The organism is Bacillus sp. EKM202B, assembly GCF_011066025.1.
GTDB lineage: Bacteria > Bacillota > Bacilli > Bacillales > Bacillaceae_G > Bacillus_A > Bacillus_A toyonensis.
Map to the genome: position 1 here is coordinate 1 of NZ_JAAMNK010000008.1, position 12765 is coordinate 12765.

Here is a 12765-nt window from a genome sequence, read left to right on the forward strand (position 1 = left end):
CCCCTCCAAGTAATAGTGTAACATCCATGTGTATACATGGTCTTTTTCACACTGTCTACCTAAAGGGGATAATATCACTTATAAAATGATATATTAGGCTTTTTAACACAATATTATTATTAAAAAATCCGACCAACTTCAATAAAACGCCATATTCATTAATGGATTTTCATATTTAACAAACCACATATAACCATTCAAATAGGGTGCTTTTAATTAGCTCTATAGAAATTACATAATAAGCATAGATTTGTAAGCTCTCATTCAATGAATCTTAATATATATGGACTAGCTCCTTACCAATATTCTTCACCAAAGTCATTGAATAACTACACATAAACTCCTTATATCTCTAGATAAACTACCGATTAGCTCCATATAGACTCTAGATAACCTATATAGAATATAAGTTATCAAGGAGGTAAGAAAAAAATGAACTTTATGAAAAGAGCAATTCTCAGTATGAAAAAAAGAGTAGGAACATCATTAATTTTGATGGCAGTCTTCCTAATCGTTACAAATTTAGTGTTGGCAGGATTTACAATCCAAAATGCATCAAAAAAAGCTGCGGATGCAGCAAGAAAAAAACTAGGTGCAGATGTTACTTTAAGTCTTGATTTTGACAAATTAGGTCAACAGGCTCAGGAAACTGGAGAGATGCCTAATCCACCGAAGCTCAACACGAAAGAAGCAGATCAGTTAGCGAAGTCAAAGTATGTAAAAGACTATAATTACATAAGCAATACATTCGGAATCTCGGATGGACTTAAACTAGTAGGAGCTTCAGAAGGAGAAGAAGAAGGAAAGGGTAAAGCGGGAATGGCGGCTGTACGAGGCGGTTCAAGCTCCGGTACAGAAATAGATATGAATGCTTCCTTTATGATTGAGGGAGTTCGCAAGACTGCATTACAAGAAAGCTTTAAGAACGGAAAAAGTAAAATCATTGATGGGAAACCAATTACAGAACAGATGAAAGATCAGAATGTAGCTTTAATGGAAAAACGATTAGCGGAATTAAACAATTTGAAAGTAGGAGACAAAGTTAAAGTGCAATCAGGGGATAAGAAGGAAACCCTCGAGGTTGAAATTATCGGTATTTACGAAACGAATGAGCAAGCAATGGGTCAACAGGCCCCTCCTATAATGGATCCAGCTAATAAACTATATATGCCGCATTCAACTATGAAAAAATTTGAAGTAGATCAAGGTATAAGTAGCATTCAAGTCGTGTATTTCTTGAAAGACCCACAAAACATTGAAGCATTTAAAAAAGAAGCAAAAAAATCTAAGATTAATTTTAATTATTATAAATTAGATGCACATGATTCATTGTACAAACAAATGATTGGGCCTATCGAAAATATCTCATCTACTTCTCAAATGATTATTTATATTGTATCAATTGCAGGTGCGATTATATTAGGATTAATCATTATGTTATCGATTAAAGGACGTCGTAAAGAAATGGGGATTCTATTGTCCATTGGAGAAAAAAAGTGGAAGCTGATGGCGCAGTTCGTAGTAGAAGTAGTATGTATCGCTATTTTAGCTTTTGGATTATCCATAACAACAGGAGCTAAAGTTTCTCAATATATAGGGGATAATTTACTTTCAAGTGAAGTTGCTACAGCAAGCGAAGAAACAAACAACCCGCAAAATGGGACTGTAATGATGTCTGGACCTGGTGGAACTGTACAAAATCAAAAAGAGGATCCGATTGATAAAATTGATGTAAGTGTAACAGGAGAAGATGTAGGCAAAATGGGAGGGATAGGACTAGCTATTGCTATATTAGCAACGCTTCTTCCAGCATTATCAATTCTACGTTTAAATCCAAAACAAATTCTTTTAAAAGATGAATAAGGAGGATCGATATGGAAACGATTTTACAATTTAAAAATTTGGATTATTATTATGAAAGTAATGGGAAAAATGTAGCGATACTAGATAATGTTAATTTTTCTTTTCAAAAAGGGCATTTCTACACAATTTTAGGACCATCTGGATCTGGTAAAACCACAACTCTGAGCTTAGGTTGCGGACTGGATGTCCCTAAAAATGGTTATGTCCTGTATAATGGAAAAGATATTCGAAAAATTGGTTTGGATCGATACCGCAATCAACATGTATCTGTAATTTTCCAATCTTATAATTTGATTACCTATATGACTGCTCTTCAAAATGTCCTAACAGCAATGGAAATTACAGGTGTTAAAGTGCAAAATAAAACTGCAAGGGCATTAGAATTATTAGAAAAGGTAGGACTCACAGAAGTAGAAGCGAAACGTAACGTTCTGCAACTAAGTGGCGGGCAACAACAGCGTGTAGCAATTGCTCGAGCATTATCTTGTAATGTTGATTTACTGATTGCGGATGAGCCAACAGGAAACCTCGACGAAGAAACGGCAATGGATATAATAGAACTGTTTCAAGAACTTGCACATAAAGAAAATAAATGTATTATTGTTGTGACGCACTCACAGGAAGTTGCTAAAAAATCTGATCGTGCAGTTTATTTAAGTAAGAAGAAGTTAGTAGTAAATGAAATTTAAAATAAACACTCTAGGTTTTTAATTCACATAATATTAAAAAATATTTCTTCAAATATTAATAATTGATATACAATAAAACCAAGCCATAATCAAAATGGTCTCCCTGTATTGAATGTTAAGATAGTTTGTTGTTCCTTTTTTAACAATATTAAAAAAAGAACTTGTAGAATATTCTACAGGTTCTTTTTGTTATGACCGGTTAACTATATCAATGAGGAATTATATATGAAAAACAGGACATTACCTAGATATATGATCTAAATACCGTCCTGTTTAATTGTTTATCTGTATAGTTATTGAAGAATTAAACCTACAATCATAATGAAACTAAATACTATCATCCAACCAAACGCACAATAGCCGAAAATTCTAATCCATTTAGGTAATTGATTCATGTTAACTTTATTTGTGGGAATTCCTTGCATAGAAAACATCATTTTTTGATCTCTATCCCTATTATTTTGTTGTTCATACATAATATCATCACCCTTCAAGAACAATTGTGTTTATAGTATATCAGTCTGGAGATAATTAAGCACAGAATATTCGACAACTATAGTGAATAAACGTGTATTCCAGTGCTGCATACTAAATTTCAAAAAACTAAAATTGGATTACTCAAAAGCTATATATAAAGTATTTGCTCATTTAAAACATAATCACCCTTTTAACAAGAGATACTTATTATTTGGTATTGAATAATTTAAATACATTCAATGATACTTCTTAGCGTTTATATACGTAAATGTCTTTCAAACGATATGTACCGTAAAGTAGGAGCAGCTTACATTCATGACTATTATTATTTATTCGTTACTTTTAAAACATCTAACACTATTTTCGTTGCATCTGCAATAAGCTTATCATCGTACTTCGCATCCTCTTTCGCATGATTAGAAAGTATCGCAAGAATAATTGGCTTCTTATTTGGTGGCCAAATGATTGCGATATCATTCCTTGTTCCATAAGATCCAGAGCCAGTCTTATCGGCTACTTCCCATTCTCCTGGAACTCCAGCACGAATTAAGTTGTCCCCCGTAGTATTTCTTTTCATCAAATCTATTAAAAAGTTTCGTTTCTCAATTGAAAGTATATCGCCTAGCGCGTAGTCTTGAAGACTAGTAGCTAATGCCTTTGGGGTACTAGTGTCACGAGTGTCTCCTGGCTGCACTTCGTTTAATTCTGGTTCAAAACGTTCAGGATTTGTGACAGTATCTCCTATTTCTCTCAATGATTTTTTGAATTCACTTGGCCCACCTAATTGCTTAAGAATAAGATTTTGTGCAGTATTATCGCTATATCGAATGGAAGCATCCGCAAGTTCTTTCAAAGTCATACCTGTATCTACATATTTTTCAGTAATTGGATTGTAATTCACAAGATCTTTGCTAGTATACTTAATTCTTTGTTCTAAATCTTCTATTGATTTCTTTTGTAACAGTGCTCCAACAGCAAGTGCTTTGTGGGTAGATGCGTATGCAAAACGTTCATCTGAACGATAAGTAACAGTTTGATTCGTACTTGTGTCCAATGCATAAATACCAAGTTTAGCATCATATTCTTTTTCAAGTTTAACAAAAGAGTGATTACTTGTATTTTCTTGTTTTGTTTGTTTCGGAGGTTCGGATTGAATATTACTATTGGAACAGCCTATAAGCGTTACGCATGAAAGTAATACTACAGGTAGCATCTTTTTATAATGCGAAATGTGAAAAAACTTCTTTGGAACGATCATACATTTTCAACCTCTTTCAAGAATTTATGGATTTTGTATTGGTATTTTACATACCAATACAATTAACAAATGTACAGGATAGGACTCATCTTGTATTTCTTGCATTACAAAAGGAGAGAACTACCAAGAACACCTTTTTATACGTAATAGACAATCTAAGTAACACATTTGTTCCATTTATGAGTACGGTTTTTAATATATCCATTAATTTTATTTATAAAAATCACAAAAACAACAAGCTCCATCACAATATCATCGGAAATATTATCTAAAGACGATGATTTTTCAAATGGCTTTTATCCTAGACGAATTAATGTCATGTTGTGGCTACGCAGATACATTGCTGACCATCTGCACGTTTGGAAGCCTGAAGACCACTTTATCTTTAGTAAACAATAAGATTTACAAAGTGAGAAACAATGAGAGGATTCCTTTTTTTCAACTAAAGGAGAGCTTTAGTTTATGGGACCTTCCTTAGTCTTTCTTTTTAGGGAATACCACATCACCATCAAGCTAAGGAAAGCTGTCTTTAAACCAGAAACTTATTCTATCCAAGGAAATATATTGCATTATATAATAAATACTATACCATTCTTACAAATAACGGGAGAGACTCTATGAGAAACGTAATAATTTATTTCGGAATCTTTTTTATGATTGTATTAAGCGGTTGTATCCGATTTGGAAAAGACACCACAAATACGATTTATCTCATTCCTGAAGCGTACGAAGGAGATTTAGTGGTACTATACAATGTACCTGGAGCGGAATTGTTGCCAGAAGAAGATGGTTTTCGTGTAGTTACATTCACCGCAGACGGAACCGCAGTAACATCTACAGCCGATATGAAATATGGTACGGTCAACGATACCTATTACACGGTAAACAAGGAAGGGAAGCGCACAAAACTTGACGAGAACTGCATACGCGCTGGTTCAAATGGAAGCACTACTGAAAACGTTGGTGAAGAAAATGAGCACACTTTCCCATATGCAAAATTTGAAGTTACACAAAGTTCATGCTCACAAAGCTTTTCATCAAATGGAAGAGAAGTACCAGAAAATCAAGAACATCCTGTAGAAAATAAGCTGCGGGACTTACTGGCACGTGTAAAAGAGCAGTATATGAAAGTGAAAAGCTAGATTTTTAAATTTTAAAAAGGGTGAATTGATGAATGATGTTAGGGATAGGATTGATTGTGTTAGGCATTTTAATTGTTAGCATTGTATCTTACCGAGAAATAAAAAAAGCAGGGGGCGTAACCTGGATCGAAATTGTATTCTATCCCTTTGGATTATTAATAGGTGCGCTACTAGACCACTTTGATCTACCAGAGTTTTTAATCCTGTTAGGTTTACTATGTATTGTATTTGGTAGCTGTATGGTCATGGGCGTCAATATTTTATAAAATTGAGAGTTAAGCATCTGAATCAGATGCTTTTTTATTTTATTCTGTAATTCTTATTTTTAATGTCTTGTATGGTGAAGACTAAGGCACATAGGGATAGCAATGCAAGTATAAAGCTTAACCAGTTAAATGTACTGTCCATAATAAGTATTGAGATGAAGATGCCATAAAAATAAATTAACATCGCAATAAAAAGATATGCATCACGTTTTAAAGACTTTAAAGTTCCTATTCGTTTCACCTCTACTTTCTGATGTTATGTTACAAAAAAGAACCCGCACATCTGCAGATTTTCCAGATTATGATTTTTAAATATGTAACTCAGTTCTAACGATATAATATGTTGAGTTACTAAAAAAATCAAATATAAAATTGTAAAAAACTTTTATAAATCTTAATGCGTTAGAAATATAGGGCGAATCTTTACGAACTGTTTCCTATGAATACGATTCTATTAATCAATTAAAGAAAGAAACATTAGCAGATGGAACGATCAATGCGTATGGATATGATGGATTCGGAAACCGTACGTGTGATATCGTTGTAATTCTTCTGCAAATGGTAGTAGTTCATATTGAATCGAGGGATTCATAAGAAAACGTCATCCTTTCTAATTTATCTTGCTTAGAAAGGATGAAGCTTTTGAGGGTATTAAAACCTCTTGAGTTGATGGAAATGTATGGTGACCCCCGTTTATGAAAAATAAAATTCTTTAAAAATGGAGAGCCGCGACCATAAACCTGCATTATTAATGTAGAATTGTGATGTCGGCTCTTTATTCACTAAAATGGCAAGTTAGTGAATAAATTGTTCATATGTATTTAAAGCTTATTTTCGGGAGGAGCTTAAACAATGAGAGCACCATATCAAGTATTGATTTTTCCTTATATAAAAACTGATGATTCCATTCGATATGCCATTTTTAACCGAAGTGATTATGGTTATTGGCAAGGAATAGCTGGTGGTGGAGAAGATGGTGAGACTCCTATTGAATCAGCAAAACGGGAAGCGTTTGAAGAGGCTGGTATTATAAGAGAATGCCCATATATAACATTAGATTCTGTGTCGTCATTACCAGTAGAGGATGTAGTTGGAGGATTCCTTTGGGGAGAAGAAGTTTATGTAATAAAAGAATTTTCTTTTGGAGTTAAAGTTCCTACAAAAAATATTTCATTATCTAAGGAACACTTCAATTATAAATGGTTATGCTTTGAGGAAGCAGTAACCCTTTTGAAATGGGATAGCAACAAAACAGCATTGTGGGAATTAAACAAAAGGCTATTAAAACAATTAAAGTGCTAGCTAACAAAGACGTTAGTGGAACAAGAATTGAGCAATTTAAAAAAGCTTTGCCACACTTCAAATGCAGCAAGGCTTTTATTTTTCTTAGTGTGGTTTTTTTCTGATTTGCGGTCTGTACCTCAACATCAATGGTAATAACTATAGGTTTTCTAAAACCAACTAGTGATCAAATCCATTTAAGGATTTTATATATATAATTGTTATGCTAACTCCAAAATCAAATTATAAAATGAACTATCCTAAACTTGAATCAATTTCATAATCTATTTCCACTATAATGATTTCATCATAAGTTTATACTTACTACAAAAACAAATAAACTCGTCCTACTAAGAGGGGAGTTTATTTGTTTTTTGTTTAGATAATGGAATGTTCATACAAAATTGCACACTATGTTCCATATTTTTTATAGAATACTTTATATCTAGCGTTTCAAGAATTTGTTTCACAATATACAGTCCTAAACCGCTTCCTCCAGTATTTCGATTCCTTGATTTTTCAATTCGATAAAACGGTTTGAAAATTTGTTGTATATCTTCTTCTTTAATATTGACACCTGTATTCATAATTTGCATTTTAATTTGACCTTGTTTAGAATCCTTACTTAACTGTATATAAACTTTTTCATTATGTGGTGAATACATAACCGCATTATGGATAATATTTTTACATGCTTTTTCTAAAAGAACATAATCTGTATAAACGGAAAGATCAGAATCAATTTCTTTTATTATTTGGATGTTTTTTTGTGAAGCGAAAAATTCGAGATCTTTTGTAATTGTATTTATTAACTTTGAAAGATTAACTTTTTCTACTTTTAGTTTAAAGGTATGTTGTTCTAATTTCGATACGCTTAAAATTTCACGAACTAATTGTTCCATACTTTCAATAATTTGATGATTCTTCTTTAAATATTGATCGCGATTTTGATAAGGGCCAATATTGTATATCATTCCTTCTAAGTATCCTTTCATTACAGTAAGAGGGGACTTTAATTCATGTGCTACAATCGCAAAAAACTCTCTGCGTTTTGTTTCTATTTCTCTTTCTTTTTCAATATCATTTTTTAATTGTTCATTTGCTTTTTTTAAATCAAACATAGCTTGTTGCAAGTTAATAGACATGTCATTCAAACTATTAGATAATTCTCCTAACTCATCTGTAGAGCGAACCTCAATTTTTTCGGAGAAATCTAAATTTACCATCTTTTGTGCACCTTCATTAATATAAATAAGTGGCTTTGTAATAAACCTAGAATAAAAATAAGCACTCCCTATACCAATAACGAGCACAATGATACTAATATAGGGGAGAAAGCGTACTAAAACCTGTGAAGCTTCATCAATTGGTTGAAATGTAGCAAACACTACAAGCGTTAAACTACCATCTTGAAATTGAATTGGTTTCGTAACGTTATATGAATTGCTAAGGGTACTTGCATTCTCGAATCGTGTTGCTTTAGTAACTACTGTTTTTTGCGTACCACTTTGAATAAAAGAAAATGAAGGAGAGTAAATAATTATTCCTTCTTTATTTTGAAGATAAAGCATCGCATTATTTTTTTTTGCGTATTCATCAAAAAGTGGTATCGCATCTTGAAACGTAAGATTTTTAGATTTATCAATGATTTCGTTTATCCCTGTTTGAAGTTGATCTGTTTTATATTGCTCATAAAACGTCGGAAGAAAGAAGTATAAAGTTAAATAAATCAATATTGCAAAGGATAATAAAATGAGAGATGTAGTCATAAAGAGTTTATAAGTAATTTGCTTCATTTTCATGAGTTTCACAATACTATTCATCAATTTTATATCCAATACCCTTTATTGTTTTAATATAAGGGATAGCTAATTTTTTGCGTAGGTTTTTAATATGTGTATCGATTATTCGTGTTTCTCCAAAATAATCGTAACCCCAAACTTTTTCTACGATATTTTCTCTTGTAAGTACTTTTCTCTCATTTTGAAATAGTAGTTGTAGAATTTCAAACTCTTTTGTCGTTAATATAATTTCAACGTCATTTACATATACTCTATATGCATCCACATCAATACGCACTTCTTTAAATATTAAATGATTATTTACATTTTTATCATAACTTCTTCTAAGTACAGCTTCGACTCGTCTAATCAAAACATGAAATGAAAAGGGCTTTGTTATATAATCATCGATCCCAAGGTCGAATCCTTTCATTTGATCTTCCTCTTCTTCCAACGCAGTTAGCATAATAATTGGTACGTTTGACTGACTTCGAATCATTTTAGAAACTTCAAACCCATTAAGATTGGGCATCATGACATCTAGAAGAATTAAATCAAATGATTGCTTATTAAATTGTGTCATACCCTCTAGTCCATCTGAAGCGACTACCACTGTATAATGCTGTGTCATTAAAAATTGTTTAATTAATTCCTGAATTTCTTGATCGTCCTCTACCACGAGAATATGATAGTTTTTCATAATATCACCTCTGGTAGTCATTATAGCCGTACTATCTGGAGTTTATGTGGAGATACAATAGGAACTTCATAGGACGTTTAACGTATTAGCTTCATTTTCAAGAATGTGTATTCTCCAAAAAAATATTATTAGCCATATTCCGTTTTATGAAAAAATAATTGTATGCTTGAAAAAACTTATCGTATGAAAAGCTGAACGATTTATATTTCTAAAAAACTAATGTATAATATTGGGAACTACATGTGATTTCTTAAACTGTGTGAACATATACTTTCGCTACTTACTAGAAGGGGAAACGGAAATGAATTTCAATAAAAAAAAGCTAGTGAAATTATAGAGTGTACGTCACAAACTTTAGAGTTTTTTTGCTAATTTAGTAAACGCTTAAGGTGTGAACTAAGGATTATTTAAATCATGCGAGAAAGGTTGTGAAATTATTTGATGGGTTATAAAGCGATGCTGTTTGATTTAGATGATACATTACTTGATAGGGATAAAGCAGTAGAGGTATTATTTTTAATTGTTTTAGAAAAGTGTTATGAAAATGTAGATGGTGCGGCTAAAAGCAACATGTTACAGAAATTCAAAGAATACGATAAAAGAGAATATGGCATAAGTAATAAAACGACAGTTTTAGAATCATTGTTTGATGAATTCACACCAAGGTATAGATTGCCACGCAATTACATCCAAGATTTTTGGAATAATAATTTCCCTAGATGTTTTTCAATAGACCAAAATACTATTCATTTCTTAAATCAAATAAAGAAGCACTTTAAAGTTGGAATTATAACAAATGGATCAACTCAGAGGCAAAAAGCTAAAATATTTAACACGAATTTAAATAGGTATTTTGAAACAATCATTATTTCTGAAGAAGTGGGATTTAGTAAACCTGATAAACGTATATTCGAACTAGCATTAAATGAGCTAAATTTACAACCGGAAAATACTTTATTTGTTGGGGATGACTTAGAAAAGGATATTGCTGGTCCTCAAAATGCAAATATAAAAGGTGTGTGGTTTAACCCTCAGAAAATCAAGAATACTACCAAAATACAACCATATGCCGAGATTAACACTTTGGATAGTTTGTTAAGTTATGTTACTCCACAATATTTTTATAACAAGTAAAAGCAATTATATATATATTCAAAAATACAAAAAAGAAACTATCATTAATTTCATTGACCGTATTAGTAATAAAAAATAGAGGCGATTTTAATAGCTGCGGCTAATTTAATCTATGATTAATACGAAGTTTTGTAAAACAATTTTACTCATACTGTGTAAATTATAAATGGGTGGGACTATGGAAATAAAGAAAGTAGTAATCGATGGAATCAATATTGCGGTCATTAGAAACGATAAGGTATTAATATCGGATGTTCAGTCTGCATTAGATACTATGGCAACAGTTCAATATGATGTAGATGCGAAACATATTATTATCCATAAATCTTTAATAAGTGAAGATTTCTTTGATCTAAAAACACGGCTTGCGGGCGATATCCTTCAAAAGTTTATAAACTACAAGGTAAAGATTGCTATCGTTGGAGATTTTTCTATGTACACTAGTAAAAGCTTAAAAGACTTCATTTATGAATGTAATAAAGGTAATAATATTTTTTATTTAGCAACTGAACAACAAGCAATTGAAAAATTGGGTACATTGAAATAATCTAGTCAACCTGCATAATCATATTCCACTAAAATAACCCTCTTTTTCACGTCGTTATTACTATATATTATCTACACGATATATAAGAACTAATGTTTGTGATAAACTAAAAGGTGGATAAAGGGGGAGTTTACTTGAACAACTTTAATGATATCATTCAAAATTTAAATGACATAGTATATAAACCTAATAACTTAATAATCACTAATCTAAAAGAAGAAAGACAAAACTCAGAGTATGCTGGGGCGTTATTTCACTTAAATAACAAAACGATACGTTTTAGAGTATCAAAAATTACTCCTAACAAAATTGGTCAATTTGTTTCTTTTTGGGAGAAAAATGAAAACATGCAAAATCAAGCGTTTTCTTATGACGCTGCTCCTGACTTATTAGTTATCACATGTATTAATGATCATAAACTAGGACAATTTATTTTCCCGAAAGAGATTCTTCTTGAAGAAAAAATATTAAAAACTCAAAGTCAAAAAGGAAAGATGGCTATGAGAGTTTATCCTATATGGGATAACCCTGTTAGTAATCAAGCTAAAAAGAGCCAAATGTGGCAACTTCAATATTTTATTGATTTAAGTAATATTAATAGTGTATCCATAGACAAACTATTACATTTATATTCGTAGCATCCCAGAGTAAATAAGAGGCATTTTAATGATGCCTCTTATTTTAATTTCTTATATTAGGTTATCTTGTGAATTAGAATTTTTGTACCGGTACAGTTAATCGAAATGTACATTGTTACAGTACCTCATCACATATACAATCAGCATATATTATTTTAACTTATAACTTATTAAGGAGTGCTGAATATGACAGATTTACAAGACCAACTCTTTACAAGATTAAACCTTGAAAAACGTACTGAAATAAAGTTTGAAGAATTAAGTACAATACTCTTTGCATTTGCTCACACAATACCGTTTGAGAATTTAGATGTTATAGCAGGTAATATAAATGCAATTTCTATGAAAAACTTACAAGAGAAAATTTTAACTAGTTCCCGCGGTGGGCTTTGTTATGAATTAAATACTCTTTTTTATTATTTTTTAAAAGATAGTGGTTATGATGTACAACTCGCACTAGGTACTGTATATAAAAATGATATAAACGCTTGGGCACTTGAGGACGGACATATAACAATTATTTTAAATAAAGATAACGTACAGTATTTAATTGATGTAGGTATAGCTTCGTTAGTACCCCTCGTTCCTGTACCTTTTACTGGTGAGTCTGTTTCTTCAAAAAACGGTTCGTACCGGGTAAGACGAAAAGATACGAGTAAAGGCAATTATGTTCTAGAAAGAATAGATGTTGCTGGAGAATGGAAAGTTTGTCATGCTTTTTATACTCATATTATTGACGAGACAGTAGTAAACGATGTTCAAAGAAGAGTGTTAGAAGATGAAAAGTCCATTTTCAATAAAGGACCAATTGCAGTAAAGTTGACGAACGCTGGCCATATCACTTTAACGAATTCTAGTTTAACTAAAATGATGTATGGAGCAAAAACTAAGCGTGAAATTACAGAAGATCAATATAGAGAGCTTTTATATACTTTATTTGCTATTGAGTTGTGATTATACAAATAGCCTGTTCTTATTCGGAATCGGCT

Annotated in this window: 13 protein-coding genes; 9 read left to right on the forward strand and 4 right to left on the reverse strand. The window is 31.7% G+C overall.

Annotation, left to right across the window (positions count from 1 at the left end):
• Nucleotides 1–432: 432 nt before the first annotated feature.
• Together G9F74_RS12115 and G9F74_RS12120 are read left to right on the forward strand one after the other, a co-directional pair.
• A complete protein-coding gene (locus tag G9F74_RS12115; protein ID WP_001010237.1) occupies nucleotides 433–1863 on the forward strand; it encodes an ABC transporter permease in 1431 nt (476 codons plus the stop codon).
• An 11-nt stretch (nucleotides 1864–1874) separates the two neighbouring features.
• Complete coding sequence (locus G9F74_RS12120; RefSeq protein WP_000447845.1) at nucleotides 1875–2552, forward strand: ABC transporter ATP-binding protein; 678 nt, start codon at nucleotides 1875–1877, stop codon at nucleotides 2550–2552.
• Nucleotides 2553–2845: 293 nt separating this feature from the next.
• On the opposite strand, the gene G9F74_RS12125 is transcribed toward G9F74_RS12120, so the two are convergent.
• Both G9F74_RS12125 and bla read right to left on the reverse strand, forming a co-directional pair.
• Nucleotides 2846–3028, reverse strand: a complete 183-nt coding sequence (locus G9F74_RS12125) for a hypothetical protein (RefSeq protein ID WP_000273228.1) — start codon at nucleotides 3026–3028, stop codon at nucleotides 2846–2848.
• A 326-nt stretch (nucleotides 3029–3354) separates the two neighbouring features.
• The gene (gene bla, locus G9F74_RS12130) at nucleotides 3355–4287 is read right to left on the reverse strand and encodes a class A beta-lactamase (protein ID WP_000636873.1); all 933 of its coding nucleotides are present in this window, start codon (nucleotides 4285–4287) and stop codon (nucleotides 3355–3357) included.
• A gap of 617 nt (nucleotides 4288–4904) precedes the next feature.
• Between bla and G9F74_RS12135 the strand changes: the two genes are divergently transcribed.
• From G9F74_RS12135 to G9F74_RS12150, 3 genes are all read left to right on the forward strand, one after another.
• Nucleotides 4905–5429, forward strand: coding sequence for a DUF6843 domain-containing protein (locus G9F74_RS12135; RefSeq protein ID WP_001246652.1), 525 nt, complete (start codon nucleotides 4905–4907; stop codon nucleotides 5427–5429).
• Between the two features lie 32 nt (nucleotides 5430–5461).
• Entirely contained in the window at nucleotides 5462–5695 is a 234-nt protein-coding gene (locus G9F74_RS12140; RefSeq protein ID WP_000979111.1) for a hypothetical protein, read from the forward strand.
• Between the two features lie 852 nt (nucleotides 5696–6547).
• Complete coding sequence (locus G9F74_RS12150; protein ID WP_001202617.1) at nucleotides 6548–6997, forward strand: NUDIX hydrolase; 450 nt, start codon at nucleotides 6548–6550, stop codon at nucleotides 6995–6997.
• Between the two features lie 329 nt (nucleotides 6998–7326).
• Here the strand turns inward: G9F74_RS12150 and G9F74_RS12155 are convergent, their stop codons facing one another.
• Complete coding sequence (locus G9F74_RS12155; RefSeq protein WP_016108553.1) at nucleotides 7327–8799, reverse strand: sensor histidine kinase; 1473 nt, start codon at nucleotides 8797–8799, stop codon at nucleotides 7327–7329.
• Complete coding sequence (locus tag G9F74_RS12160; RefSeq protein ID WP_000800727.1) at nucleotides 8792–9457, reverse strand: response regulator transcription factor; 666 nt, start codon at nucleotides 9455–9457, stop codon at nucleotides 8792–8794. The genes G9F74_RS12155 and G9F74_RS12160 overlap by 8 nt, the downstream gene beginning before the upstream one ends.
• Before the next feature lie 441 nt (nucleotides 9458–9898).
• On the opposite strand from G9F74_RS12160, the gene G9F74_RS12165 reads away from it, so the two are divergent.
• The 4 genes from G9F74_RS12165 to G9F74_RS12180 all read left to right on the forward strand — a co-directional run bounded on the left by G9F74_RS12165 (nucleotide 9899) and on the right by G9F74_RS12180 (nucleotide 12730).
• Complete coding sequence (locus tag G9F74_RS12165; protein WP_000540725.1) at nucleotides 9899–10591, forward strand: HAD family hydrolase; 693 nt, start codon at nucleotides 9899–9901, stop codon at nucleotides 10589–10591.
• Nucleotides 10592–10769: 178 nt separating this feature from the next.
• On the forward strand, nucleotides 10770–11138 hold the full coding sequence (locus G9F74_RS12170) for a DUF4180 domain-containing protein (protein ID WP_000403457.1): 369 nt from the start codon (nucleotides 10770–10772) through the stop codon (nucleotides 11136–11138).
• A gap of 134 nt (nucleotides 11139–11272) precedes the next feature.
• Nucleotides 11273–11776 (forward strand): MepB family protein, encoded by a 504-nt coding sequence (locus G9F74_RS12175; RefSeq protein ID WP_001058755.1) that lies wholly within the window; start codon nucleotides 11273–11275, stop codon nucleotides 11774–11776.
• 186 nt (nucleotides 11777–11962) lie between these two features.
• Nucleotides 11963–12730, forward strand: coding sequence for an arylamine N-acetyltransferase family protein (locus G9F74_RS12180; RefSeq protein ID WP_016108551.1), 768 nt, complete (start codon nucleotides 11963–11965; stop codon nucleotides 12728–12730).
• Nucleotides 12731–12765: the final 35 nt, after the last annotated feature.